The organism is Streptomyces flavochromogenes (assembly GCF_000717595.1).
Classification (GTDB): Bacteria; Actinomycetota; Actinomycetes; order Streptomycetales; family Streptomycetaceae; genus Streptomyces; species Streptomyces flavochromogenes.
The window spans coordinates 67,255-92,355 of sequence record NZ_JNZO01000002.1 but is presented as its reverse complement, the minus strand read 5'-3'; the positions used below and the strand labels follow the sequence as shown (position 1 = coordinate 92,355).

General features: G+C 71.7%; 26 protein-coding genes. 4 read left to right on the top strand and 22 right to left on the bottom strand.

The annotated features are described in order from the left end of the window. The 19 genes from IF00_RS46005 to IF00_RS0102420 all read right to left on the bottom strand — a co-directional run bounded on the left by IF00_RS46005 (position 1) and on the right by IF00_RS0102420 (position 18,746). Entirely contained in the window at positions 1–153 is a 153-nt protein-coding gene (locus IF00_RS46005) for a DUF6126 family protein (protein WP_167346839.1), read from the bottom strand. 32 nt (positions 154–185) lie between these two features. Continuing rightward, positions 186–845 (bottom strand): helix-turn-helix domain-containing protein, encoded by a 660-nt coding sequence (locus IF00_RS0102505; RefSeq protein WP_245234406.1) that lies wholly within the window; start codon positions 843–845, stop codon positions 186–188. Positions 846–918: 73 nt separating this feature from the next. Beyond that, positions 919–2,304 (bottom strand): aspartate aminotransferase family protein, encoded by a 1,386-nt coding sequence (locus IF00_RS0102500; RefSeq protein ID WP_030313700.1) that lies wholly within the window; start codon positions 2,302–2,304, stop codon positions 919–921. Between the two features lie 62 nt (positions 2,305–2,366). Further along, the gene (hpnH, locus tag IF00_RS0102495) at positions 2,367–3,389 is read right to left on the bottom strand and encodes an adenosyl-hopene transferase HpnH (RefSeq protein ID WP_030313699.1); all 1,023 of its coding nucleotides are present in this window, start codon (positions 3,387–3,389) and stop codon (positions 2,367–2,369) included. Positions 3,390–3,396: 7 nt separating this feature from the next. Beyond that, positions 3,397–4,056, bottom strand: a complete 660-nt coding sequence (locus IF00_RS0102490; protein ID WP_030313698.1) for a phosphorylase family protein — start codon at positions 4,054–4,056, stop codon at positions 3,397–3,399. Continuing rightward, complete coding sequence (gene shc, locus IF00_RS0102485; RefSeq protein WP_030313696.1) at positions 4,056–6,083, bottom strand: squalene--hopene cyclase; 2,028 nt, start codon at positions 6,081–6,083, stop codon at positions 4,056–4,058. Before shc ends, IF00_RS0102490 begins: the two co-directional genes overlap by 1 nt. A 107-nt stretch (positions 6,084–6,190) precedes the next feature. Next, the gene (locus IF00_RS0102480; protein ID WP_209439725.1) at positions 6,191–7,291 is read right to left on the bottom strand and encodes a polyprenyl synthetase family protein; all 1,101 of its coding nucleotides are present in this window, start codon (positions 7,289–7,291) and stop codon (positions 6,191–6,193) included. Beyond that, positions 7,288–8,688, bottom strand: a complete 1,401-nt coding sequence (gene hpnE, locus IF00_RS0102475; RefSeq protein WP_051819702.1) for a hydroxysqualene dehydroxylase HpnE — start codon at positions 8,686–8,688, stop codon at positions 7,288–7,290. Before hpnE ends, IF00_RS0102480 begins: the two co-directional genes overlap by 4 nt. Beyond that, on the bottom strand, positions 8,685–8,816 hold the full coding sequence (locus IF00_RS47580; RefSeq protein ID WP_280922602.1) for a hypothetical protein: 132 nt from the start codon (positions 8,814–8,816) through the stop codon (positions 8,685–8,687). The genes hpnE and IF00_RS47580 overlap by 4 nt, the downstream gene beginning before the upstream one ends. Beyond that, positions 8,816–9,766 (bottom strand): presqualene diphosphate synthase HpnD, encoded by a 951-nt coding sequence (gene hpnD / locus IF00_RS0102465; RefSeq protein ID WP_030313692.1) that lies wholly within the window; start codon positions 9,764–9,766, stop codon positions 8,816–8,818. The genes IF00_RS47580 and hpnD overlap by 1 nt, the downstream gene beginning before the upstream one ends. After that, on the bottom strand, positions 9,763–10,674 hold the full coding sequence (gene hpnC / locus IF00_RS0102460) for a squalene synthase HpnC (protein WP_030313691.1): 912 nt from the start codon (positions 10,672–10,674) through the stop codon (positions 9,763–9,765). The genes hpnD and hpnC overlap by 4 nt, the downstream gene beginning before the upstream one ends. 312 nt (positions 10,675–10,986) lie before the next feature. Then, positions 10,987–11,634 (bottom strand): TetR/AcrR family transcriptional regulator, encoded by a 648-nt coding sequence (locus IF00_RS0102455; protein WP_030313689.1) that lies wholly within the window; start codon positions 11,632–11,634, stop codon positions 10,987–10,989. Between the two features lie 119 nt (positions 11,635–11,753). Continuing rightward, the gene (locus IF00_RS0102450) at positions 11,754–12,551 is read right to left on the bottom strand and encodes an ABC transporter ATP-binding protein (RefSeq protein WP_030313687.1); all 798 of its coding nucleotides are present in this window, start codon (positions 12,549–12,551) and stop codon (positions 11,754–11,756) included. Then, complete coding sequence (locus IF00_RS0102445; protein WP_030313686.1) at positions 12,544–13,473, bottom strand: ABC transporter permease; 930 nt, start codon at positions 13,471–13,473, stop codon at positions 12,544–12,546. The genes IF00_RS0102450 and IF00_RS0102445 overlap by 8 nt, the downstream gene beginning before the upstream one ends. Before the next feature lie 49 nt (positions 13,474–13,522). Further along, the gene (locus tag IF00_RS0102440) at positions 13,523–14,368 is read right to left on the bottom strand and encodes a glycosyltransferase family 2 protein (RefSeq protein WP_051819794.1); all 846 of its coding nucleotides are present in this window, start codon (positions 14,366–14,368) and stop codon (positions 13,523–13,525) included. 47 nt (positions 14,369–14,415) lie between these two features. Then, entirely contained in the window at positions 14,416–15,195 is a 780-nt protein-coding gene (locus IF00_RS0102435) for a CDP-alcohol phosphatidyltransferase family protein (protein ID WP_078944524.1), read from the bottom strand. After that, positions 15,173–16,234, bottom strand: a complete 1,062-nt coding sequence (locus tag IF00_RS0102430) for an iron-containing alcohol dehydrogenase family protein (RefSeq protein ID WP_030313680.1) — start codon at positions 16,232–16,234, stop codon at positions 15,173–15,175. Before IF00_RS0102430 ends, IF00_RS0102435 begins: the two co-directional genes overlap by 23 nt. Further along, on the bottom strand, positions 16,222–16,959 hold the full coding sequence (locus IF00_RS0102425) for a phosphocholine cytidylyltransferase family protein (protein WP_030313679.1): 738 nt from the start codon (positions 16,957–16,959) through the stop codon (positions 16,222–16,224). The genes IF00_RS0102430 and IF00_RS0102425 overlap by 13 nt, the downstream gene beginning before the upstream one ends. Beyond that, a complete protein-coding gene (locus IF00_RS0102420) occupies positions 16,956–18,746 on the bottom strand; it encodes a DUF5941 domain-containing protein (protein WP_030313677.1) in 1,791 nt (596 codons plus the stop codon). The genes IF00_RS0102425 and IF00_RS0102420 overlap by 4 nt, the downstream gene beginning before the upstream one ends. A 427-nt stretch (positions 18,747–19,173) precedes the next feature. On the opposite strand from IF00_RS0102420, the gene IF00_RS0102415 reads away from it, so the two are divergent. The 3 genes from IF00_RS0102415 to idi all read left to right on the top strand — a co-directional run bounded on the left by IF00_RS0102415 (position 19,174) and on the right by idi (position 22,341). After that, positions 19,174–20,115, top strand: coding sequence for a cation diffusion facilitator family transporter (locus IF00_RS0102415; RefSeq protein WP_030313675.1), 942 nt, complete (start codon positions 19,174–19,176; stop codon positions 20,113–20,115). A gap of 196 nt (positions 20,116–20,311) precedes the next feature. Next, positions 20,312–21,559: a bifunctional class I SAM-dependent methyltransferase/N-acetyltransferase gene (locus IF00_RS0102400; protein ID WP_030313674.1), complete on the top strand. Its 1,248-nt coding sequence runs from the start codon at positions 20,312–20,314 to the stop codon at positions 21,557–21,559. A 152-nt stretch (positions 21,560–21,711) separates the two neighbouring features. Beyond that, positions 21,712–22,341, top strand: coding sequence for an isopentenyl-diphosphate Delta-isomerase (gene idi / locus IF00_RS0102395; protein ID WP_030313671.1), 630 nt, complete (start codon positions 21,712–21,714; stop codon positions 22,339–22,341). Here the strand turns inward: idi and IF00_RS0102390 are convergent. Beyond that, positions 22,307–22,864, bottom strand: coding sequence for an ATP-binding protein (locus IF00_RS0102390; RefSeq protein ID WP_030313670.1), 558 nt, complete (start codon positions 22,862–22,864; stop codon positions 22,307–22,309). The genes idi and IF00_RS0102390 overlap by 35 nt on opposite strands. 94 nt (positions 22,865–22,958) lie before the next feature. Beyond that, positions 22,959–23,621: an HdeD family acid-resistance protein gene (locus tag IF00_RS0102385; protein WP_106975753.1), complete on the bottom strand. Its 663-nt coding sequence runs from the start codon at positions 23,619–23,621 to the stop codon at positions 22,959–22,961. Between the two features lie 66 nt (positions 23,622–23,687). Here IF00_RS0102385 and IF00_RS0102380 point away from each other — a divergent pair, with 66 nt between their 5' ends. After that, positions 23,688–24,431: an enoyl-CoA hydratase/isomerase family protein gene (locus IF00_RS0102380; protein ID WP_030313666.1), complete on the top strand. Its 744-nt coding sequence runs from the start codon at positions 23,688–23,690 to the stop codon at positions 24,429–24,431. Positions 24,432–24,449: 18 nt separating this feature from the next. Here IF00_RS0102380 and IF00_RS0102375 read toward each other — a convergent pair whose 3' ends face one another. After that, positions 24,450–25,094: a DJ-1/PfpI family protein gene (locus tag IF00_RS0102375; protein ID WP_030313665.1), complete on the bottom strand. Its 645-nt coding sequence runs from the start codon at positions 25,092–25,094 to the stop codon at positions 24,450–24,452. Positions 25,095–25,101 lie beyond the last annotated feature (7 nt).

The following is a 25,101-nucleotide window of genomic DNA, read 5'->3' as shown; positions in this document are numbered from 1 at the left end:
CTACTGCTGCCCGCCGAGCATGAAGAGCAGGTAGAGGAAGCCGGCGAAGAGGTGCCCGGCGATCAGATAGGCGAAGAGGCGCAGGACGAGACCCTTGGGGAACTTGCCCTCGCCTCGCTCTTCGCCGGTGACAGCTCGTGACTTCTCGGACATCTCGGTCCTTTTCTTTCGAAGGAAGTACGGGATCAGCGCCGGTGCGGAGTTCCGTCGCCGAGACACAGCTCGGCGACGGGGCTCTGCATCAGGGTGTGGACGAAGAGCAGCTCGGCCCCTCCGGGGGTCGCCGCTCCGATCCGGTGCGGGGTCGGCGAGTCGAAGTGCGCGCTGTCCCCGGGATCGAGGACATGGACGGCCTCGCCGAGCGCGAGCCGCACCCGGCCCTCCAGGACGTGGATCCACTCCTCGCCGGGGTGGACGCGCACGATGTCGGCCCGGGTGGCGTACGGCACGTGGACCCGCAGGCACTGCAGGGCGCGCCCGGCGCCGCCCGCCTGGCGGTAGATCCACCCGTCGGCCTCGACGGGTTCGGAGCGCCCGGCGCGGACGACGGGGTCGCGTTCGGGGGGCGCCTCGCCGAGCAGCTCGGAGACCGTCGTACCGTAGATGCGGGCGAGGGCGAGCAGCATCGGGAGCGAGGGCTGCCTGTTCCCCGTCTCCAGGCGCGAGAGGTGGGCCGGCGAGAGGCCCGCCCGCTGGGCGGCGGCCTCCAGGGTGAGTCCCCGGCGGCGGCGCAGGGCCCGCAGCTGCGGGGCGACGTCGGGCAGGACGTCGGGGCCGACGGCACCAGGGGCGCCGGGAGCCGGGGTGACGGGGTCCGGGGAGGTGTCCCCGGGGACGTGGTCCATGCGTCCATTCCGCCAGGATCGTGCCTCTGAGGCAAGTTTCTTACCTCAGAGGCAAAAGCTCTGAGCCGTACGGTCAGCGCTGTGCGACGGCCTGCTTCACCAGGGTCTTCCCGAAGTCCCACATCAGCCCGCCGCCACCGTGGGCGTCGTCCATGACCGCGGTGAAGGCCGTGACGAACCGGTCCACATCCGCCTCGTCGACGACCAGCGGCGGGATCAGCTTGATCACCTCCAGATGATCCCCGGAGACCTGGGTGAGGATCTGATGCCGCTGGAGCAGCGGCACGACGACCATCTGGGCGAAGAGACCCTTCCGGGCCGCCTGGAGCATGGTCCAGCGCCCGCGCAGCCCCAGGGAGGACGGCCTGCCGAACTCGATCCCGATCATCAGGCCGCGCCCGCGGATCTCGTGGAGCAGCTCGTACCGGGGCACGAGCTCCCTCAGCCGCCCGGAGAGCAGGTCGCCGATCCGACGGGCGTGCGCGACCGTCCCCTCGTCCTCCATGACCGAGAGGACGGCGAGCCCGGCCGCCATGGCCTGCGCGTTCGATCCGAAGCTCGCCGAGTGGACCAGGACCCGGTCCATCGACGAGTAGACCTTCTTGAAGATCCAGTCCTTGCCGAGGGTGGCACCGACCGGCACGTAACCGCCGGAGAGCGCCTTGGCGACACAGACCAGGTCGGGTTCGACGCCCTCCTCGTGCTGGTACGCGTAGAAGTCGCCGGTCCTGCCGAGGCCGGTCTGCACCTCGTCGGCGATGAGCAGCGCCCCGTGCCGGTGCAGCAGCTCCTGGGCGGCGCGCAGGAAGCCCGGCGGGGCCTCGTGGACGCCTTTGCCCTGGATGGGTTCCACGACGAAGGCGGCCACGTCGCCCTTGCGCAGCTCCCGCTCCAGGGCGCCGAGGTCGCCGAGCCCGATCGCCGTGTCGGGCAGCAGCGGGGCGAAGCCGTCCCGGAAGCCGTTCTCACCGTTGACGGAGAGGGAGCCGGTGGTCAGCCCGTGGAAGGCGTGGGTGCAGTAGAGGACCCTGGGTCGCCCGGTGGCGTACCGGGCGAACTTGAGGGCGGTCTCCACGGCCTCCGTGCCGCTGTTGCCGAAGAAGACCCGGTCGAGGTGCGGGCTGTGGGCGAGCAGCCGCTCGGCGAGGAGCCCGGGCAGCGGCTGGCAGTCGAAGCGGGTGAGGTCGGCGAGCTGGGCGTCCAGGACGTCGTGGAGGGCCTTGCGGACGACGGGGTGATGCCGCCCGAGGCCCATCACGCCGAAGCCGGCGAGCATGTCGAGGTGGTCGACCCCGTCGGCGTCCCAGAAGTGGGCGCCCTCGGCCCGCTCGTACACCTTGTCGAAGCCGATGGTGTGGAGCATGCGCGGCAACTGGTGGTTGAGATAGCGGGCGTGCAGCTCGTACCGCTCGCCGCCGCGCTCGGCGAGCAGCGCCCTCAGGTCGAACTCACCCTTCACGGTCGCTCACCCGTTTCATGGGCGGTCTCCGGCCTCATGAGCGGTCGCCCCTTCACGGTCGATCACCCGTTGTTCCCGGATACGGTCTCCCTGACCGCGCGCAGGGATTCCTTGAGAGAACCCATGGTGGCCAGGACGGCGGTGGGTTCGTAGCCGCAGTGCGCCATGCAGTTGGCGCAGCGCGGGTCCTTGCCGCGGCCGTACTTGTCCCAGTCGGTGTCCTCGATGAGTTCGCGGTACGTGGGGACGTATCCGTCGCTCATGAGATAGCAGGGTCGCTGCCAGCCGAAGAGCGAATAGTTCGGAATGGCCCAGGCGGTGCACGGGAAGTCCGCCTTTCCTTCCAGGAAGTCCAGGAAGAGCGGCGAGTGGTTGAGACGCCAGCGGCGCCGGTTTCCGCCGGCGAAGGCCTTCTTGAACAGTTCGCGGGTCTGCTCGACGCCGAGGAAGTGCTCCTGGTCGGGGGCCTTCTCGTACGCGTACGCGGGCGAGATCATCATCTCGTCGACCTGAAGGTCGTCGTTGAGGTAGTTGAGCACCTCGATGATGGTCTGCGGGGTGTCGGTGTTGAAGAAGGTCGAATTGGTGGTGACGCGGAAGCCGCGCCGCTTGGCCTCCTTGATCGCCGCCACCGCCTCGTCGAACACGCCCTCCTTGGCGACGGATTCGTCGTGCCGCTCGCGCAGGCCGTCGATGTGGACGGCGAAGGCGAAGTACGGCGAGGGCGTGAAGTTCTCCAGCTTCTTGCGCAGCAGCATCGCGTTGGTGCAGAGGAAGACGTACTTCCGCTTGGCCACCAGCTGGCGCACGATCTCGTCGATCTGGGGGTGCATCAGGGGCTCGCCGCCCGCGATGGACACCATGGGGGCGCCGGACTCGAGGACGGCGCCGACCGCCTGGGCGACCGGCATGCGCTGCTTGAGGACACCTGCCGGGTGCTGGATCTTTCCGCAGCCCTCGCACTTGAGGTTGCAGGCGAACAGCGGCTCGAGCTCGACGATCAGCGGGAACTTCTCACGCTTGCGGAGCTTCTGTTCGAAGAGGTAGGTCCCGACCCGGATGGACTGACGGAGCGGCATGGCCATAACTCGCTCACCTCCTGGGGAGCAGCAAAGAACGGTGCCATTCGAAGAATGCGGGAAGGACGGCACGAAGAACACGGAAGGCCGATATTCCCCCGCGTACCGTGCCGATCCGGACCAGTTCATGTTCTGGAGCGTCCACGACCACCCGGACGGCCGCAACCGGGCGGGCGTCCGGCCCCGGACCGCCGCGGGCCGTCCCCAGCGTCGCGGCGGACTCCATGTCGACGGCGATGGCGCCGGTGGCGCGCAGCGCGGCCCGCTCGGGGCCGCGCACCACGTGGTCGGAGCCGGTCAGCGGCCCGGTGTGGACGGCCCGCCCGGGCACGGCCCTGACCAGGGCCTTCACCAGGAGCTCGGTCCCGGTGCAGGAGATCGTGCCGTCGGGACCGCGGGTCTCGTCGGCGACGATCAGGTCCCCCGGGTGCATCCCGGGGGCGAGCCCCGCGCAGAAGCCGGAGGCGATGACGGCGGCGTCCTGCCATCCGGGCGCGCCGAGGGCCCGGGAGACGGCCCGGCGGGCCTTGTCGGGCCCCATGCCGGTTCGGAGCACGGTGACGGGCCCGGGGGCGCCGGCCCGGTCCCCGCTGCGCAGGGCGAGCTGCTCGATGCCGAGGGCGCAGGCGATCAGCAGCGGCGGCGGGGCGCCGGGTCCCGGCTCGCGGCCCATCAGCGGACCTTGCCGGGCGAGGGCTCCCCGTACACGTAGCGTCCGAGCGCCGTGAGCGGGAAGACCTGACGGTAGAGGTGGTAGTTGATCGAGAAGTCCCAGGGGAAGCCCGTGCCCGTGAAGTACGGCTCGTCCCAGGAGCCGTCCTCGCGCTGGGTCTCGGCCAGCCATGCGACGCCCCGGCGGACGGGTTCGGAGTCCCGCTCGCCGGCGGCGAGGAGGGCGATCAGCGCCCAGGCGGTCTGGGAGGCGGTGGAGGCGCCGCGCCCGATCCACGCCTCGTCGTGGTAGGAGCGGAGGTCCTCGCCCCAGCCGCCGTCCTGGTTCTGGACGGACCCGAGCCAGCGGACGGACCGGCGGATCGCCGGATGGGAGACGGGGAGCCCGGCCGCGGTGAGCGCGGGGAGCACCGAGCCCGTGCCGTACACGTGGTTGACGCCCCAGCGGCCGAACCAGGCGCCGTTCGGCTCCTGTGCCGCGAGCAGCCACTCGATGCCCCGGCGGGTACGGGGGTCCTGGGCCAGTCCCTCGAAGGCGAGCATCTCCACCACATGGGCGGTGACGTCCGCGGAGGGCGGATCGATCACCTCGCCGAAGTCGCAGAACGGCAGCTTGTTGGGGAGGACGCTGGTGTTGTCGGCGTCGAAGGCGCCCCAGGCGCCGCCCTTGGACTGCATCCCGAGCGTCCACCGTGTGCCCCGGGCGACGGCCGCCTCCAGCCGGGCGGGGTCGGGGTGCCTGACCCGGCGGAAGGCCAGGAGCACCTCGGCGGTGTCGTCGATGTCGGGGTAGTTGTCGTTGTGGAACTCGAACGCCCAGCCGCCCGGGGGCAGTCCGGGCCGCCGTACGGCCCAGTCCCCGGTCCGGGTGATCTCCTCGTCGAGCATCCAGTCCACGGCCTTCACCAGGGCCGGGTGGTCGGGTGCGAGCCCGGCGTCGGCGAGGGCGATGGCGGCGAGACAGGTGTCCCAGACCGGCGACTGGCAGGCCTCGATCATCCGGGAGCCGTCCTCGCGCCACACGGCGAACCGGTCGAGCGACTCGAGTCCGGCGCGCATGACGGGGTGCTGGAGGTCGTAGCCGAGGAGGTGGAGGGCGATGACGGAGTAGACGGCGGGCGGCTGGATGCCGCCCCAGCAGCCGTCGTTCTCCTGGCGCTCGATGATCCACCGCGCGGCCTGGTTCATCGCGGTCCTGCGCAGGGCGCGCGGCGCCACCCGGTGGTAGACGTGCAGCGCCTTGTCGAGGCGCTGGAAGAGCCCGTCCCAGCCGGTGGCCGGGGCGAGCGGCCGCGGCGGGGCGGGCAGGTCCGGGTCGGTGTGCAGCTCGTCGAGCGGGAAGGGCGCGGGGCGGACCGGGCGCTTCGCGGAGACCACGGTGAGCGGCACGATGGTCTGCCGGGCCCAGCAGCCGAAGTCGTAGATGTTGAGCGGGAACCACTTGGGCAGGAACAGCAGTTCCGGGGGCAGCTCGGGGAGGTCCTCCCAGCGCCACCAGCCGAAGAGGGCGAGCCAGATCCTGGTGAAGACCCGGGCGGAGGCGATGCCGCCGCCGGCGCGGACCCAGGCGGAGGCCCGGGCCATGTGCGGGGCCTCGGGCGCGTCTCCGGCGAGCCGCAGGGCCACATAGGCCTCGACGGTGGCGGAGAGGTCGCCGGGCCCGCCGTAGAAGGTGGCCCAGGCGCCGTCCTCGCGCTGTTCGCGGCGGATGTGGAGGGCCGCGGCGTGCGTGGTGCCGGCGTCGAGGATGCCCAGGAACTGGCGGAGGAGGAGGTCCTCGGCGTCCATGGTGACGTTGGTCTCCAGGTCGCCCTTCCACCAGCCCTCGGGGTCCTGTCGGGCGAGCAGATGCCCGGCGGCCCGTTCCGCCGCCCGCGCGGCGGCCCCGTCGAGGCCGGACGCGTCGGGCGGGGCGGTCCCGCCGATCCCCGACGCGGCGTCATCACCCCGTCGGAGCTCGTTCGTCGTGCTGGCCGCGGCTGCCCGGGGGCCCACGGCCCCGGCGCTTCCGTCGGTCGTCGCTGTCATGGCTTCCCCTTTGCGCAGTCGGTTACTTCTGCTTCTACGGGTCTGCCGTCGGCCGGCGCCGGGTGGCACCGGCCGGCGACCGCGAACTCATATCAGGGTGATGGTGATCATCTCTTCCGTACGACCACGAAGTCGGCCAGCGCGACGAGCTGCGCCCGCACCCGGGCGGGCATGTCGACCTCGTCGAGTGCCTCGATCGCGATCGCGTGCTGGCGGCGGGCCTCCTGGGAGGTCCAATCGCGGCCTCCGGCCTCCTCGATGAGGGCCGCGCGGGTGGCGAACTCCTCCTCGGAGAAGGAGTCGAAGTCGTTGGACTTGGCGTCCGCGGCGAGCAGTTCGCCGAGCCGCTCGGATGCGGGCCCTTCGGCGGCGAGGGCGGCGACGACAGGCAGGGACTTCTTGCGCTGGCGCAGGTCGCTCCAGGTCTGCTTGCCGGTGGCCTCCGGGTCGCCCCAGATGCCGAGCAGGTCGTCGACGGCCTGGAAGGCGAGCCCGAGGTGGTACCCGTACTCCTCCAGCTTGTCGGCGGTGCGGTCGTCCGCCCCGCCGAGGACGGCACCGATGGAGACCGCGCAGGCGAGCAGGGCGCCGGTCTTGTTGCCCTCCATCTCCAGGCACTCCTCGACGGTGACCCGCTCGCGGTGCTCGTAGGAGATGTCCTGGGCCTGGCCGTCGATGAGCTTGCGGCTCGCGGTGGTGAGCCGGCGGGTCGCCCGGCCGGCCTCCACCGTGCCGAGCTCCAGCAGGATCTCGTTGGCCAGGGCGAACAGGGCGTCGCCGACCAGGATGGCCTGTGCGGGGCCGTGCACCTTCCACACCGTGTCGCGGTGGCGGCGCTGCTCGTCCCCGTCCATCAGGTCGTCGTGCAGCAGCGAGAAGTTGTGGACGAGCTCCACGGCGACGGCCCCGGGGATCCCGACCTCGGGGGCGACGCCCGCGGCCTCGGCCGACAGCAGGGCGAGCGCGGGGCGGACGGCCTTGCCGCTGTCCCCCTCCGTGGGGTTGCCCTGCGCGTCGATCCAGCCGAAGTGGTAGGCGGCCACGGTGTCCATGGGCGGTGCGAGGCGGTCGACGGCCGCCCGCAGTACGGGGGTGGACAGGGTCCGCCCCCGCTCCAGCAGTGCGGACACGTCCGCGGTGTCGACGGCCGGATGACCCGGCGGCACAGTCGGCACGGTCTCTCCTCTTGTTCCGGTAATCACACTCATGCCGCCTCCTGCAGCGGATGGTCATGGCGGCGGCCGAGGGCGGAGAGCGCGGCACCCGCGGCGCTGAAACCACTGCGGACGGCACCCTCCATGGTCGCGGGCCAGCCGGTGGCGGTCCAGGCCCCGGCCAGGAAGAGCCCCGGTGCCTGGGTGCGGGCGCCGGGGCGGAGCCGGCCGACGCCCGGGGTGGGGGCGAACGTGGCCGTCCGCTCCCTGGTGACGAAGAAGTCGCGGATCCCGGCGCCGCGCGCGGCGGGCAGCAGCCGCTCCATCTCCGGGAGGTACCTGGCGCGCAGGGCGGCGACGGTCTCGTCGATCTCGTCCTGGGCGGCGGACTGGGAGACGGCGAGGTACTGGCCCTCGCCGGTGAGCCCGGAGGAGTCCGTGCGGTCGAAGACCCACTGCACCGGGGAGCCGAGAGCGGTGAAGAACGGCCGCTTCAGCACCTTGCGGTCGTAGATCACGTGCAGGTTGAGGATGGGCGCGGTGGCGATGTCGAGGAGCCGGTCGGGGTCGTCGAGGGCGCCCTCGGGCAGCAGGCCGTGGGTCTCCTCCTGCGGTACGGCGAGGACGACGGCGTCCGCGACGAGCGTCTCGCCGGGTACGTCGACGGCCCAACGCCCGTCATCGGTACGGGAGATCCGCTCGGCCTTGGTCCGGAGCGCGGTGCGCACCCCGAGGGCGTCGAGCTCCTTCGCGGCCCGGGTGTCGTGGAGTTCGCCGAGCGGGACGTGTGCCCAGCCGATGTCGGCGGCACCGGGCTCGGAGAGGAGACCGGTCTTGAAGACCATCGCGGCCAGCCCCATGGAGGCCTGCGGGGCGGGGGCGTTGAGGGTGGGGATGCCGACCAGGTCCCAGAGGGCGTCGACGGTCCGCGGGGACTGGCCGTGCCGGCCGAGCCAGGTGGCGAAGTCGATGCCGTCGAGCGCCGGGTCGGCGGGGTCGAGCTTCCTCAGGGCGAGCGCGGCCCGGCCGACGGAGGCCCGCTCGGCGAGCGAGAGGTGCGGGTACGTCGCGAGGCTGCGCGCCAGGTGCAGCGGTACGGGGAGGTTGTCGCGGCGGATCCGGCCGAGCCTCGGCCCGCGCGGGTGGCCGACGTCGAGGACGGGGACGTCCAGACGGTCCTGCAGCGGGGCGAGCCGGGCGGCGTCGACCCGGTCGAGGAACCAGCGGTAGGCGGTGCAGCAGCGCAGGTAGACGTGCTGGCCGTTGTCGACGGTGAGGTCGCCCCGGCGGAAGGAGAAGGCCAGGCCGCCGAGCCGGGGCCGGCCTTCGAGCAGGGTGACGCCGACGCCGGCCTCGGCGAGCTGGAGCGCCGCGGTGATGCCGGCGAGCCCGCCGCCGACGACCACGGCGTGGGGCTTCCGGGCGTGCTGCTCGGTTCCTTCGTGGGTCACACGGCCTCCGTTCGGGTCGTCGGGATCATCGCGGTCGGGGTCGTCATGGCCCGGGCCGCCCACGGCAGGGACGCCGGTGCGGTGCCCGGGGTTGCCCGGCGGGCGGCGGTGGCGGTGCGCGGAGGCATCAGGCACGCCTCCTGACGGTGCGCCGGGCGACGGTGCGGGTGTCCAGGCCGGAGAGGCCGCGCACCGCGACATATGCCTTCTCCCGGCCCGGCAGCGAGACGCGGCCGCGCAGCACGGCCTCGGGGTCGCGTTCGATCCGGTCGAGGAGACGACGGTAGATGCCGGCCATGGCGGCCACACAGGCGCCGCTGCGCCGGTCGAGCATCGGCAGCAGCCGGTAGCCCTCGGCGAACAGGGCGCGGGCGCGCCGCACTTCGAAGTGGACGAGCCCCGCGAAGTCGGCGCCGGCGGGCGGCTTCTCGCTTCCGAAGCCGTCACCGCAGCCGAACTTGGCGAGGTCGTCGGCGGGCAGATAGGTCCGCCCGTTCCCGGCATCCTCGCGTACGTCCCTGAGGATGTTGGTGAGTTGGAGCGCGAGGCCCAGGGTGTCGGCGTACTCGGGGGCGCGGTCGGCGCCCGTGGCGCCGGGCTGGGTGCCGAAGACGCCGAGGGAGATCCGGCCGATCGCCCCGGCGACGCAGCGGCAGTAGACCTTGAGGTCGTCCCAGGTCTCGTAGCGCGCGCCGTGCACGTCCATGAGGACGCCGTCGATGAGTTCGTCGAGTCCGCCGAGCGGGATGGGGAATCGGCGGGCCGAGTCGGCGAGGGCGACGGCGACCGGGTCGGTGTCGTCCTCGTCGATCTTCCCGGCGCGGACCCGGTCGAGCAGCTCGCGGGTGGCCTCCAGGCGTTCCTGCTTGGCCTCGGGCGCGAGGGTGCCGTCGCCGATGTCGTCGACGCGTCGGGAGAACGCGTACAGCGCGGACATCGCCTGGCGCTTCTCGGTCGGCAGCAGCCGGATTCCGTAGGCGAAGTTCCGTGCCTGCTGTCCGGTGACCGCCTCGCAGTAGCTGTAGGCGGCCTGTACCGGTGCGGACGGCTGGGGCTGTGCCTCCACGGTCGCGCTCACCCCTCTCTCCGCGCCCGGAGCAGAACCGCTCCCGCCTGGCGCATCAGGCTCGGCTTGGTGGCTTTCGGTGGGCCGGTCAGCACGTCGTATCCGGCGTCGGTGATCGCGTCGAGTGCCGCGAGCCCTCCGGCGGTGAAGCCCGCCAGGAGGAGGCGGAGCCGGCCGTGGACGCTGCCGACGAGCGGGGCGCCCGCGTGGAGCAGGTCGCGGGCCCGCCCGGCCTCGAAGGCGATCAGGGCGCGGACGGAGGCGCCGGCGGTGGGCAGGGCGAGGTCGCTCTCGGTGACGTGGAACCGCTTGAGGTCCTCGGCGGGGAGGTAGACGCGGTCGTTGCCGAGGTCCTCGGCGACGTCCTGGAGGTGCTCGACGATCTGGAGGGCGGTGCAGATCTCGTCGGAGCGCCTGATCCGCTCGGGGGTGTCGGTGCCGGTGATGGCGAGGACGAGCCGCCCGACGGGGTTGGCGGAGAGTTCGCAGTACGCGAGGAGGTCGTCGTACGTCTCGTAGCGGCCGACCTGCTGGTCCTGGCGGTTGGCGGCGATCAGGCCGAGGAACGGCTCGGGGGTGAGCCCGCACCTGCGCACGGTCGGCAGGAGGCCCTGCAGGAGGGGGTGGCGGGGGGTGCCGTCGAACACGCGGCGGAGGTCGGCCTCGAAGGCGTCGAGGAAGGAGAGCCGGTCCTGTGCCGTCGCCGGGTCGAGGCCGAGGTGACGGGCGTCGGCCCCGCCGGGGGCGAGGTCGCCGTCCCCGATGTCGTCGACGAGGCGGGCGAAGCCGTAGACCGCCATCAGGTCGTCGCGCCAGGCCCGGGGCAGGAAGAAGGGAGCCACGGGGAAGTTCTCGTCCGCGGCCTTGCCGAGGGTGGTGCGCGAGGAGGCGTCGATGCGCGCCTGCCGGGTTTCCGTCACAGGTCACTGCCCGACGGAGGGACGGCGAGACCCTCGTGGAGCTGGAGATTCTGCGTCATGGCCGTCACGTCTCCCGTTCTACACTGCCGAGTCAATCCATCCTATTTCGGACACGCCGCCGACCCCTGCCCGTAGAGCCGTCGCCCGGAGGCCCGATGGTCGTGGGGTATCGCCCTACTTGCCGCGAAACAGACCGGTCCAGCTTACGTCGTACGACGGCCGTCGCCATTCCGGGGTGCGAGGCGTCCCCGGCGTCACCCGTACGAGTCGTCAACCCTGCGGCACCGCAAGGCAGTTCGGCTTCCGTGGAGGTCAGAGGGCGCGCGTGCCGGAGACGACCATGGCGAGGGTGGTCTCGACGACGGCGTTCCTGCGCTGTGCGGGGAGGCGCCGAAGAGGCCCGTCGAGCAGGAGAAGTGACAGTCCGTGCACGGCCGACCACGCTGCGGCACCGGCGGCGGGGCGGACGGCCGGGCGCGGCGTGCCGACGCGAGCGAGGCCCTCGATGGCGTCCCGGAGCAGGGTGAAGGCGCGGATCTCGGGTTCGGGGACCTGCCGCTCCGGCATCGCCCCGGCCGTGCCGTCCGGGCGGAGCACGCAGAACGCGGCCCGATAGAGGCCGGGCTGGTCGACGGCGAAGCCGACGTACCCCCGGCAGAGGGCGGCGAGCCGGCGCTCCGCGGCGAGGGCGGGGTCGTCGGCCCCGGGCTCGCGTCCCGCGGCGCGCTCCATGGCGTCGGCGAGCACGCACCGGGCGTGGGTCCTGACGGTGCGGAGGAGTTCGCCGCGGCCGTCGAAGTGCCGGTAGGCGGCGGTGGGCGAGACGCCCACCCGGCGGGCCGCCTCGCGCAGGACGACCCGTTCGGGGCCGCCCTCGGTGGCGAGGTCGACGGCGGCGCAGATCAGCGCGTTGCGCAGATCGCCGTGGTGGTAGGTCTTTCCCCCCGAGATCGCTGCCATGGGCTCATCCTGCCCGATGTTGCCAGCATGAACATTCCGGGTGACGGCACGACGCGCGGAAAACGGAACCGCCCCCACCGGAAAGCGGCGGGGGCGGCCCGAAGGTACGGCGCGGAAGATCAGCGGGCGGTCTCCCGCTCGTACGCCCTGAGGACCTCGTCCGTGGGCCCGTCCATCAGGAGCTGGCCCTTCTCCAGCCAGAGCACCCGGTCACAGGTGTCCCGGATGGACTTGTTGCTGTGGCTCACCAGGAAGACCGTGCCGGCCTCCTTGCGGAGCTCGCGGATGCGCTCCTCGGAGCGGATCTGGAACTTGCGGTCACCGGTCGCCAGCGCCTCGTCGATAAGCAGGACGTCGTGGTTCTTGGCGGCCGCGATGGCGAAGCGGAGCCGGGCGCCCATGCCGGAGGAGTACGTGCGCATGGGCAGGCTGATGAAGTCGCCCTTCTCGTTGATGCCGGAGAAGTCGACGATCCCGTCGTACCGCGAGCGCACCTCCTCGCGGCTCATGCCCATGGCGAGGCCGCCCAGGATCACGTTGCGCTCACCGGTGAGGTCGTTCATGAGGGCCGCGTTGACGCCCAGGAGCGAGGGCTGACCGTCCGTGTAGACCTTGCCGCTCTCGGTGGGGAGCAGCCCGGCGACGGCGCGCAGGAGCGTGGACTTGCCGGAACCGTTGGAGCCGATGAGGCCGATGGCCTCGCCGCGGTAGGCGGTGAAGGTGACGCCGCGGACCGCGTGGACCTTGCGGACGCCCCGGCTGACCTCGGCCTTGCCGCGGCCGACGATCCGGCTGAGCGCCGCCGTGGCGCTGCCCTTGCCGCCGCCACCGGTGTTGACCCGGTAGACGATGTGGACGTCGTCGCAGATGACGGTGGGAACGTCGGACCGCTTGATGTTCGTGTCGGTGTCAGCCACGGCCGTACCTCTCCTCGGCCTTCCAGAAGTAGACGAAGCCGCCGATGCCGAAGACCAGGGCCCAGGCGAGCGCGGTCATCCAGACGTGCGCCGGCAGGTTCTCGGCGCCGTAGCCGTCGATCAGCGCGAACCGGATGAGGTCCATGTAGACGGCCGCCGGGTTGTACATGAGGATGTCGGCGATCCAGGCCGGCTTGTCGGCGAGCATCGTCTGGATCGAGAACATCACACCGGACGCGTACATCCACGTCCGCATCACGAACGGCATCAGCTGGGCGAGGTCGGGCGTCTTGGAGCCCATCCTCGCCATGATCATGGCCAGGCCGACGTTGAACACGAACTGCAGGAACAGCGCCGGGAGCAGGAGCAGCCAGCGGGCCGACGGGTAGCTGCCGAAGGCGATCGCGATGGCCACGAGGACGATCATCGAGAACAGCAGTTGCTGGAGCTGCTGGAGCGAGAAGGAGATCGGCAGGGAGGCCCGCGGGAAGTGCAGGGCCCTGACCAGGCCCAGATTCCCGGAGATCGCCCGGACACCGGCCATGACCGAGCTCTGGGTGAAGGTGAACACGAAGATGCCGGTGACCAGGAACGGGATGTAGACGTCCTTGGTCATGCCGCGGCCGGCGTCCAGGATGAGCCCGAAGATCAGGTAGTAGACCAGGGCGTTCAGCAGGGGGGTCGCCACCTGCCAGACCTGGCCCAGCTTGGCCTGGCTGTACTGGGCGGTCAGCTTCGCCGAGGAGAAGGCCAGGATGAAGTGGCGGCGGCTCCACAGCTCGCGGACGTACTCGAACAGTCCGGGCCGGGCGCCGCTGACCGAGAGCCCGTACTTCTCGGCGAGCGCGGCCGGGGTCAGGCCGTCGTCGACGGACGGGGGCGCGCTCGTCGCGACCGCCCCGCCCTGCTGTGTGTCACTCACAAGTCGAAACTTTCGTGTTCAAGATGCGCGGCACGTCGGTACCACGATGTCAGACGACCGGGGGGCGACCCAGCCGGGTCAGCCGCCACACCGTACGCCACCTCATGGGACGGCGCGGTCCGCAGGGGGTCTTCCAGCCTTCGCGGAATCCGCCGAACCATGCCTTCAGCGCGGGGAGCGAGGGCCGACGGGCCAGGGTGAGCAGGAGCCAGACGCCGAGATACGCCGGCACCAGGGGCGCGGGCAGATTGCGGCGTGCCAGCCAGACTCGGTTGCGGGCCACGTTGAAGTGGTACGAGGCGTGCCGGGAGGGTGCTGTGGTGGGGTGCAGCAGCACCATGTCCGCACGGTAGTCGATCATCCAGTCGGCGTCGAGCGCGCGCCAGGCGAGGTCGGTCTCCTCGTGTGCGTAGAAGAACTCACCCGGAAGCTCGCCGACTTCGGCGAACACCTTGGTGCGTACGGCGTTGGCGCCGCCGAGGAAGGTCGTCACCCGTGAGGAGCGCATCGGGTCGGAGGCGCGGAGCCTCGGCACGTGCCTGCGCTGGGTGGCCCCGGTCTCCGGGTCGGCGATCCGGAAGGTGATGATGCCGAGGCGCGGATCGGCGGTGAAGGCCTGCCGGACCAGTTCGGCGGTGTCCGTGTGCGCGAGCCGCCCGTCGTCGTCCAGGAAGAGCAGGACGTCGACGTCGGTGCCGCCGGGTCCGAAGGCCTCGATGCCGACGTTGCGGCCGGCGGGGATGCCGACGTTGGCCGGCAGGTCGACGGTCCGCACCCAGTCGGGCACCCCGGAGACCGGGGTGCCCTGCCCGACGACGACGACCTCGATGCGGTCGCCCTCCTGCCCGGCGACCGAGTCGATCAGCGCGCGCAGGTCGTCGGGGCGGTTGCCCATCGTGATGACGACGGCTCCCACCCTGAGCGGCGTGCTCACGGCCGGCCTCACTTCAACCTGCTCGAAACCATGATCGACACGAGGTGCAGCACGGTCTGGAGCAGCGCGATGGCGGCGAGGACGGCGACACCGAGACGGGTGAAGAAGAGGTCGCCCCTGACCTGGTCCGCGATGGCCAGGACCACGATCAGCAGCGAGGCCTCGATGCCGAGGACGAGCCGGTGCAACTTCAGCGCACCGGCCGCCCGGCGGGCCAGCGCCATGCCGGAGGAGCGCGGCTCGGAGGCCGACTCCTTGACCGGCGGCAGCCCGCCCTGGTGCCGGGCCACGCCGACGAGGTCGGTCTCGGCCTTGATCAGGATGGCGCCCAGGGCGGCCAGGGTTCCGAGGAAGGCCCAGAGCCAGTCGATCCGGCCCGAGCCCCACGGGTCGGCGGCGCGCAGGCCGAAGCCGACGAGCACCGCCGCGTCGCACAGATAGGCGCCGACCCGGTCCAGGTACACGCCGGACAGCGAGAACTGCTTCTTCCAGCGGGCCACCTCGCCGTCGACGCAGTCGAGCAGCAGATAGAGCTGGACCATGAGCGCGCCGAGCAGCGCCCCGGGGATCCCGGGCACCAGCAGAGCCGGTGCCGCGAGGACGCCCGCGAGGGTCATCACGTACGTGAGCTGGTTCGGCGTGATCCTGGTGCCGACGAGCCGCCGGGTGATCCTGAGTGAGATCTCCCGCATGTACAGGCGGCCGCCCCAGTGCTCCCCGCTGCGCCGGTCCTTCACACCCGGGGGGTGGACGACCGGGCGGAGCTCAGCTACCGATGGCTTTGGCATAGTCGGCGTACGCGTCCCTGATCTGGTCGTCGGACAGGTCGAGGTGTTCGAGGATGGTGAAGCGGCCCGGCCGGGTCTGCGGGGCGAAGGACACCGCCTGGACGAACTCGTCCACGCTGAAGCCCATCTCCTCCGGCGTGACGGGCAGTCCGTGCCGGCGCAGCGTCTCGACCATCCGGCCGGACCCGTCGTGGGCTCCGCGCAGGTGCATGGCGAAGGCCGCGCCGAGACCGCACTGCTCGCCGTGGCTGGCGGCGCGGGCCGGGAACAGCAGGTCGAACGCGTGGCTGATCTCGTGGCAGGCGCCCGAGGAGGGGCGGCTGTCCCCGCTGATCGACATCGCGATGCCGGACATCACCAGGCCCTCGGAGAGGGTGACGAGGAAGTCGTCGTCGCCGACGCCGCCGGGGTGGCGGAGCACGGCCTCTCCGGCGCTGCGGGCCATCGCGGCCGCGAGGCCGTCGACGGGCTCGCCGGTCACCTGGTGCGAGAGCTCCCAGTCCGCGATCGCGGAGAGGTTGGAGATCGCGTCACCGATGCCGGAGCGCACGTACCGGACCGGCGCGTCCCTGATCACGTCCAGGTCGATGACGAGGGCGATCGGGGTGGGCACACCGTACGAACCCCGGCCGTTGTCGTTGTCCAGGGTCGAGATCGGGGAGCAGATCCCGTCGTGCGAGAGATTGGTGGCGATCGCCACCAGCGGCAGCCCGACCCGGGCCGCCGCGTACTTCGTCACGTCGATGATCTTGCCGCCACCGAGGGCGACCACGGCGTCGTACCGCTTGCCGCGCATGGCGTCGGCGAGCTTCACGGCCTCGTCGATGGTGCCGCCGGAGACCGGGTACCAGTCGGCGCCGGGCAGCTCGGGGGCGAAGTGGTCACGCAGCTTGAGGCCCGAGCCGCCGCTGATGGCGACGGCGATCTTGCCGTTGCTGGAGATCCGCTGGTCCGCGAGGAGCGCGGACAGGTCGTCCAGCGCTCCCCTGCGGATGTCGACGACGACCGGCGAGGGGATCAGCCGGGTCAGTACTGGCACGCGATCTCACGGCCCTTCGCGAGGTCGTCGTGGTTGTCGATCTCGACCCACTTGACGTCACCGATGGGCTCGACGTCGACGGTGAAGCCGCGGTTGACCAGCTCCTGGTAGCCGTCCTCGTAGTACAGGTCGGGGTCGCGCTCGAAGGTGGCCTTGAGGGCGTCGGCGAGCTCCTCGGCGGCCTCGGCCTCGATGAGGGTGACACCGATGTACTCACCGGTGGCGGTGGCCGGGTCCATCAGCTTGGTGATGCGCTGGACACCCTTGCCCTCGGCGGTGATGACCTTCATCTCCTCGTCGGCGAGGCTCTTCACCGTGTCGAGGGCGAGGATGATCTTCTTGCCGTCGCCGCGGGCGGCGAGGAGGGTCTTCTCGACGGAGACCGGGTGGACCGTGTCGCCGTTGGCGAGGATCACACCGCGCTTGAGGACCTCACGGGCGCACCACAGGGAGTAGGCGTTGTTCCACTCCTCGGCCTTGTCGTTGTCGACGAGGGTGAGCTTGAGGCCGTACTTCGCCTCGAGGGCCTCCTTGCGGTCGTAGACGGCCTCCTTGCGGTAGCCGACGACGATCGCGACCTCGGTGAGGCCGATCTCGGCGAAGTTCTTCAGCGTGAGGTCGAGGACGGTGGTCTCACCGTCGACGGGCACGAGGGCCTTCGGAAGCGTGTCGGTGTAGGGGCGCAGACGCCGTCCGGCACCGGCTGCCAGTACGAGACCGATCATGCTGTTTCTCCTTCGTCATGTACGGCGGGTGCTCCGGAGGACACCCAGAAACGGATGGACTCCACGAGCACCACAAGCGCGATGGTGACCGCCAGGGCGGTGAGCGCCAGGGTGAAGTCGTTGCCACGGCTCGCCAGCAGGGCGGCGAGGACGGTCACCAGCAACGTGCGGCCCTCGTGACCGCCGATCGTGCGCACCAGCCACGCGGGCGGCGCGCCGGTGCCGCCGCGGATGCGGTACACCGTGTCGTAGTGATGGTAGGCGACGGCCGCCACCAGTCCGTAGGCCGCGGGCAAGGCCCCGTTCACCTCGGAGCGGGCCGCGAGGATCAGGATCGTGCCGTACTCCGCGGCCCGGAACAGCGGCGGGAGCAGCCAGTCGAGGGCGCCCTTGAGGGGGCGGGCGACGGCGGCGCCGGCGAACACCACGTAGAAGACGGCGGCGACGACGGTCTGGTCGGACCCGAAGGGACGGCTCAGGGCCGCGGCGATCATGGCGCCCGTGGCGATCAGGGCGAGGACCAGCGGCGGCAGCATCAGGATGCCGGTGCGGCCGAGGATCCGGTTCGTGAGCGCGGCGAGCGGTCCCGAGTCCGCGAGGTCCGCCAGGGCCTGCGCGGCCCGGTCGGTGCGCTTCGCCTTGCGGGTCAGGGAGCGCAGGACGCGCCCCGCCGTGGTGTAGCAGGCCCCGAAGGCGCAGCCGATGATCAGTGCCCAGAAGACGATCCGCGGGGTGGTGACGGCGGTGAGGACCGCGATCATGGCCCAGCGCTCGCCGATGGGCAGGATGATCATCCGGCGGGCCCAGACGGTCCAGCCGAGGCTGTCGAGCCGGCTTGAGACGGCGAGGCTGGTCTTGGCCGTGGCGCCCGTGCTCTCGGCGTTGGCCTCGTTGAACGAGAAGTCCACGACGTGCCGGCAGGTCATGAGGATCATCGCGCCGAGGGCCGGCCCCCAGACGTCGTCGCCGTTGCGGGCCGCCCCGAGGGCGAGGCCCGCGTAGAAGGCGTACTCCTTGGCGCGGTCGAAGGTGGCGTCGAGCCAGGCGCCCATCGTCGAGTACTTCAGCGCGTACCGGGCGAGCTGCCCGTCGGTGCAGTCGAGGACGAAGGAGACGAGGAGCAGGACCCCGGCGGCGATGTAGCCGCCGCGCTCGCCGGTCGCCGCGCAGCCGGCCGCGATCAGCGCGGTGAGCAGCGAGGCGGTGGTGACCTGGTTGGGGGTCAGGCCGCGGCGCGCGCACCAGCGGGCGATGTAGCGCGAGTACGGGCTGATGAAGAAGGTGGTGAAGAAGCCGTCGTGGGCCTTCACGGCGGAGCGGAGACGTACGGCCTCGTCGTCCACGGCGTCCACGGCGGCGCGGGCCTCGTGGCGGGCCTCGGCGTCGGTGGGGACGGTGGCGACGAGGGTGCCGAGCTGGGGCCGGTGCACGGCGACGCCGTCGGCGTCGAGGGCGTCGGCGAGCGTCCCGGTGAGGTCGTCGCCTTCGGTGCCGGCGGCGGTCAGGGCGCGGACGAGCGCGGGGCGGGCCCCGTTCTGCACGGTCAGCGCGCCCGGTGCGGCTGCCGCGGGGAACCGGGGGTCGGTGAGGGCCAGGCGCAGCGCGTGCACATGGCCGACGAACCGGGGGTCGACGAGCGCGACGCGCTCACCCGCGGGGACCGCGGCGAGCAGCGCCCCGGTCTCGTCGGGGCCGGCTGCGGTCCGGACGTCGAAGCCGAGCGACCGCAGATCTCCGTCGAGCGAGGATCCGGGTGCCGGCGGGCCGGTGAGGATGGCGGTCGACAGACGAACTCACTCCTTGGAGCTGACGGAGGGGCCGGCGGGGCCCATGGCTGCCCCGGGCGCGGCGGTGCGGCCCGACGTCGGGGCGGCGACACGTCGGCTGAGGCTATCGGATGAGACAGAGCATGATTTCACCGAGGCTTCGCAGGCCGGACTCCCCCGGGCCCACCCGTGTCCGCACGGGTGCGCGCGCCCCGTGGAGATCATCATGGGCGATCGGCGGCCCGCCTCACAAAACGACGGCCACGGCCGTCGGCGGGGGACCCGGCCGCGACCCTGGCGACACCTTCCCGCCACCACCGGTCCGGAATGCATCGCCGCAGGTCAGAGCATATGACAACGGTGTTCAGTACCGTGTTGCACATACCCCCCACCCGTAGTTGACTTGCGACTCGGGGCACTTGCGAACAGATGATCTGGAGGCCATGTCATGGGGGCTGGACACGACCACGGGCACAGTCACGGCGGCCCTGCGCCGACGGGTACGGCCGGGGCCGCGTACAAGAACCGGTTGCGCATCGCGCTCGGCATCACGCTCTCCGTGATGGTGATCGAAATCATCGGCGGCGTGCTCTCCGACTCGCTCGCGCTGATCGCCGACGCGGCGCACATGGCGACCGACGCGGTCGGCCTGGCGATGGCGCTGCTCGCGATCCACTTCGCCAACCGGCCCCCCTCGGGGAACCGCACCTTCGGCTTCGCCCGGGCCGAGATCCTCGCGGCGCTCGCCAACTGTCTGCTGCTCCTCGGCGTCGGCGGATACGTGCTGTACGAGGCGGTCCAGCGGTTCTTCGAGCCGGCCGAGACCAAGGGCGGTCTGGCGATCGCGGTCGCGACGATCGGCCTGGTCGCCAACGTGATCTCGCTGTCCCTGCTCATGCGGGGCCAGAAGGACAGCCTCAATGTGCGCGGGGCGTATCTGGAGGTGCTCGCGGACGCGCTGGGCTCGGTCACCGTGATCGTCGCGGCCGGCATCATCCTGGTCACGGGGTGGCAGTACGCCGACCCGATCGCCTCGATCCTGATCGGCCTGATGATCGTCCCCCGTACGGTCAAGCTGCTGCGCGAGACGCTGGACGTCCTCCTGGAGGCCGCTCCCAAGGGCGTCGACATGACGGAGGTGCGGGCCCACATCCTGGCCCTGCCGGGCGTCGAGGACGTCCACGACCTGCACGCCTGGACGATCACCTCGGGGATGCCGGTGCTCTCGGCGCACGTGGTCGTGGACCAGGACGCGCTCGACTCGGTCGGGCACGAGAAGATGCTGCACTCCCTCCAGGGATGCCTGGGCTCGCACTTCGACGTGGAGCACTGCACCTTCCAGCTGGAGCCGGTGGGGCACGCGGAGCACGAGGCGAAACTCTGCCTGTGAGAACCGGCCGCCTGTTAGCCTCTTCGCACCGACGTGTGGAGAGAGGAGCTGAGGTTGATGACCGTCGCGATGGAGGCTGTCCCGAGCGGCAGCACCCGGTCCTTCCTCAGCTTCCGGGTCTCCGGCTGACCTGATCCCGGTTCCCACCGGTCCGTCACGTCGTCGGCCGGAGCCCTCTCACAAAGGGTTTCCCACGTTGTCCGACAACGCCTTGCACGACTCCTTCTTCGCCCTGCACCACGGTCTTCCGCGGCAGGGTCCCGGCTCCGACGCCACCACGCGTCGGCTCCTCGCGCTCTCCGGGTCACTGCCCGAGCGTCCGCGTGTGCTCGACCTGGGCTGCGGCCCCGGCCGTTCGGCGCTGCTCCTGGCGGCCGAGGCGGGCGCCGAGGTGACCGCCGTCGATCTCCACGAACCGTTCCTCGCGGAACTGCGGCGGTCCGCCGCCCACCGCGGGCTCGACGGCTCGATCCACACCCTCCGCGCCGACATGGGCGCACTGCCGTTCCCGGACGGCTCCTTCGACCTGGTCTGGGCCGAGAGCTCGGTCTTCGTCCTCGGCTTCGACCGGGCGCTCGCCGAGTGGCGCAGGCTGCTGGCCCCCGGAGGCACCCTGGTGCTCACCGAGTGCGTCTGGACCACCGAGGAGCCCGGCCCGGCGGCCCGCGCCTTCTGGGAGGAGCACTACGCGCTCCGCAGCGTCGCCGAGCTCTCGGCTGCGGCGGTCGCGGGCGGCTACCACGTCCTGGGGACCGTCCTCCAGCCCGAGGGCGACTGGGCCGAGTACTACGGACCGCTCGCCGCACACGCCGACGCGGCGGACACCACCGCGCCCGGCATGGCCGAGGCGGTGGCGGGGGCCCGCGCCGAGATCGCGATGCGGCGCGAGCACGGCTCCGACTACGGGTACGCGGGATTCGTCCTGCGACCCGCGGATCCGCGCTGGCGCACCCGCCCGGAGACCGCAGAGGAGGCCTCGGTGGTGCGGCCGCTCGTGGCGGCCGCCTTCGGCTCGGAGGCGGAGGCCGAGCTGGTCGACGCGCTCCGGCGGGACCCGGACGCCTGGCTCCCGGGCCTGTCGTACGTGGCCGAGGCCCCGGACGGCTCGATCGCGGCACACGCCCTGATCACCCGCTGCCTGGTGGCCGGCGCTCCCGCGGCGGCGCTCGCTCCGGTCGCGGTGGCACCCGCGTACCAGCGGACGGGGGCCGGAAAGGCCGTCGTCCGGGCGGTGCTCGACGCGGCGCGGCTGCGGGGCGAGTCGCTCGTGCTCGTCCTGGGGCACCCGGACTACTACCCGAAGTTCGGGTTCGTACGGGCGTCCGAGTATGGAATCAAGCCAGGTTTCGAGGTTCCGGACGAGGCCATGATGGCGCTCGTCCTGGACGATTCCGTGCCCGTTCCGCCCGGCACGATCGCTTATCCGGCGGCTTTCGGGGTCTAGTGACCCCCTGCCGTCGCTCCGCTCCCGCCGCGCCGGTGGTACTCCGGTGCGGTGGGAGCGGCCACGTCCGGCCTCCGAAGTACGGACAAGCCGCTTTTGTACGGCAGACTGAGATCGCCCCGCCGGGGCGAGGACCGAAGCGAAGGATGGGTATGCCGACCACACCAGCCACCGCGGCTCAGATCTCGCCGGAGATGCCGGAGATGATGTCGAACGGTGTCCAGCCGTCCGAGGCCCCGGCGCCGATCATGCTCGAACTGGTCGACGAGGACGGAACGACCATCGGTACGGCGGAGAAGCTCGCCGCCCACCAGGCGCCCGGGCTGCTGCACCGCGCCTTCTCCGTCTTCCTCTTCGACGAGTCGGGCCGGCTGCTGCTCCAGCGCCGGGCACTCGGCAAGTACCACTCCCCCGGTGTCTGGTCGAACACCTGCTGCGGCCACCCCTACCCGGGCGAGGCTCCGTTCGCCGCCGCCGCCCGGCGGACCTTCGAGGAGCTCGGCGTCTCGCCCACGCTGCTCGCGGAGGCCGGCACGGTCCGCTACAACCACCCGGACCCGGCCTCCGGCCTGGTGGAGCAGGAGTTCAACCACCTCTTCGTCGGCCTGGTCCAGGCCGCGCCGCGGCCGGACCCGGAGGAGATCGAGGACACCGTCTTCGTCACCGCGGCCGAGCTGGCCGAGCGCCATGCCGCCGCGCCGTTCTCCGCCTGGTTCATGACGGTGCTCGACGCGGCGCGTCCGGCGGTCAGGGAACTGACGGGTCCGTCCGGGGGCTGGTGACGACCGGCTGGTGGATGGCCGCTCCCGGCCCCGGTGCCATCGGGGCCAGGGGCATCGCCGCCCAGATGATCTTGCCGCCGCTCGCGGTGTGCTCCACGTCGCACGCGCCGCCCGACTCCTGGGCGATCTCGCGGACCAGCAGCAGCCCGCGGCCACCCGTCTGCCCGTAGTCCGCCTCGAGGGCCTTGGGGCGGTAAGGGTGGTTGTCCTCGACGGACACCCGGATCCACTCGGGCCCGATCGCCACCTCCACCGCTATCTCCGGGGACAGCAGCGCCGCGTGCCGCACGGCGTTGGTCACCAGCTCGGAGACGATCAGCAGCAGGCCGTCCATGATCTCCTCATGGACGGGGACGCCCTGACGGACCAGCAGGTCGCGTACGGCGTGCCGGGCCTGCGGGACGGAGACGTCGACCGCGGCAGCGGTGAAGCGCCAGACTCCTTCGTAGGACGGATGCCGGGCGGGGCCACCTCCGTGGTGCTCCACGGTACGGTTCCCACCCTCGTGCTCGATTCTCGCCACGGATCGAGTCTTGGCAATGCGCGCAGGCGGACCGGCCTACTGACCAGAAGTCGACACTTATCGGCTGCTTTCCGATCGGGTGAGTATGCCGATGTCAGTTGTTCGACTGATCGGGCGCGCTTTCTGAGCGCTCTGGAGGCGCGCTGGACAAGGGGGCCGGCGTCACCATACCGACGATCCGCCGCCCGCCCACTCCGATGGCGATCAGGCCGAGGCCGTCGAAGAGCAGCGCGAGCGAGAAGAAGACCCCGAGAACGTACCGGCTGCTGTCCGGCCAGTCGAACAGGACGAGCAGACCGAGCAGCAGGCCGAAGGCGCCCTGGAGCAGCGTCCAGCCGAACTGCGGCCCACGCACCACGACACTGCCGACCAGCCGGAAGACACCGCCGGTGAGGAAGAGCAGGGCGGCGAACATCGTCAGCGCCTCGGCCGAGCCCTCCGGGTGACGGATCACCACGACACCGGCCGCGATGTTCAGCGCGGCCACGACCACGGCGAGCCAGAAGTAGCTGGTGCCGCGCGACTGGATCGCCTGGAGGAGTCCGACGATTCCGCCGATCAGCAGCAGCCAGCCGAAGAGCAGCATCGAGGTCAGGGTGGCGAGACCGGTGTAGATCAGACCGACGACACCGCCGAGCACGAGCAGCGCGCCGAGCACGGCCAGCCAGCTGAAGCTCCGGTTGAGCCGTCTCCCCTCGCGTGCCATCTCCCGGACCGTGTCCCGGGCCTCGTCCGGCTCATGGGCGTCCTCGGCCATGCGGTGCCTCCTCGGGACGACCCCTTCCTGATCGTACGTTCGGGCAGGGCGGATAGCATCCGGCCCATGGAGCCGCAGCTGAAGGACAGCGTCACGGACGGCGTCGCCACCGTGGTCATCGCCAACCCCGCCAAGCGCAACGCGATGAGCGCCGGCATGTGGCGGGCGCTGCCCGGCGTACTGGACCGGCTCGCCGCCGACCCCGCCGTCCGGGTCCTGGTGCTGACCGGCGAGGGCGACACGTTCTGCGCCGGGGCCGACATCTCGGCACTCCGGGAGCCCGGGGACGAGCAGCAGACGCTCGCGGTACGGGCCGAGGAGGCGCTCGCCGCGTTCCCCCGGCCGACCCTGGCGGCCGTCCGGGGCTTCTGCGTCGGCGGCGGCAGCCAGCTCGCCGCAGCCTGCGATCTGCGGTTCGCCGAGGAGGGCGCCCGCTTCGGGATCACGCCCTCGAAGCTCGGCATCGTCTACGCGTCCTCGTCGACCCGGCGGCTCGCCGCCCTGGTGGGCCCTTCGACCGCCAAGTACCTGCTGTTCTCCGGCGAGTTGATCGACGCGGAGCGAGCCCTGCGGACCGGACTCGTGGACGAGCTGCACCCGGTGGGCGAGCTGGACAAGCGGGTCGCCGAGTTCGCCCGGGTGCTCGCCTCACGCTCACTGCTGACCCAGTCGGCGGCCAAGGAGTTCGCCGACGGGCGGCTGGACCGGGACGCTCACTGGGCGGAGCAGGCACGCGGCAGCGGCGACACCGCGGAGGGTGTCGCCGCGTTCCTGGAGCGCCGGGCGCCCCGCTTCACGTACGGGAGCTGAGGCCCGGCAGGCCTCCGCTCAGCGCCCCTGGGGAAGGTCCTCCGGCTTCACGCTCCGCCACCGCGCGACGATCTCGGCCGGGGCCTTCTCCGGCGAGCCCGCGTCGTACGGCGGCTGCGGGTCGTACTCGGTGAGCAGCTGGATCGTCTGGGCGGCCTCGTCCCCGGCGATCCGGCCGATCAGGTGCAGCGCCATGTCGATGCCCGAGGAGACCCCGGCGGCGGTGACGTACTTGCCGTCGAAGACGACCCGCTCGCCGGTGGGGTCGACGCCCAGCTCCTTGAGCTCCTCGAGGGCGAGCCAGTGGGTGGTGGCCCGGCGGCCGTCGAGGACGCCGGCGGCGGCCAGGATCAGGGAGCCGGTGCAGACGGACGTGGTCCAGGTGCTCGTCTCGTCGGCGGCCCGGAGCCAGGCCTGGATCTCCGGGTCGTTCATGGCACCGCGCGAGTCGGGGCCGCCGGGGACGAGCACGATGTCGGGGCGCGGGACCTCGGCGAGGGTCTTGTCGGCGACGAGGGCGAGGCTGCCCTGGTCGTTGCGGACGGGGCCGCTCTCCTTGGCGACGAAGACGGTCTCGGCCCCGGGGATGCGGGCGAGGAGCTCGTACGGGCCCACGGCGTCGAGCGTGGTGAAGCCCGGGTAGAGCAGGACGGCGATCTGCATGCTGCAG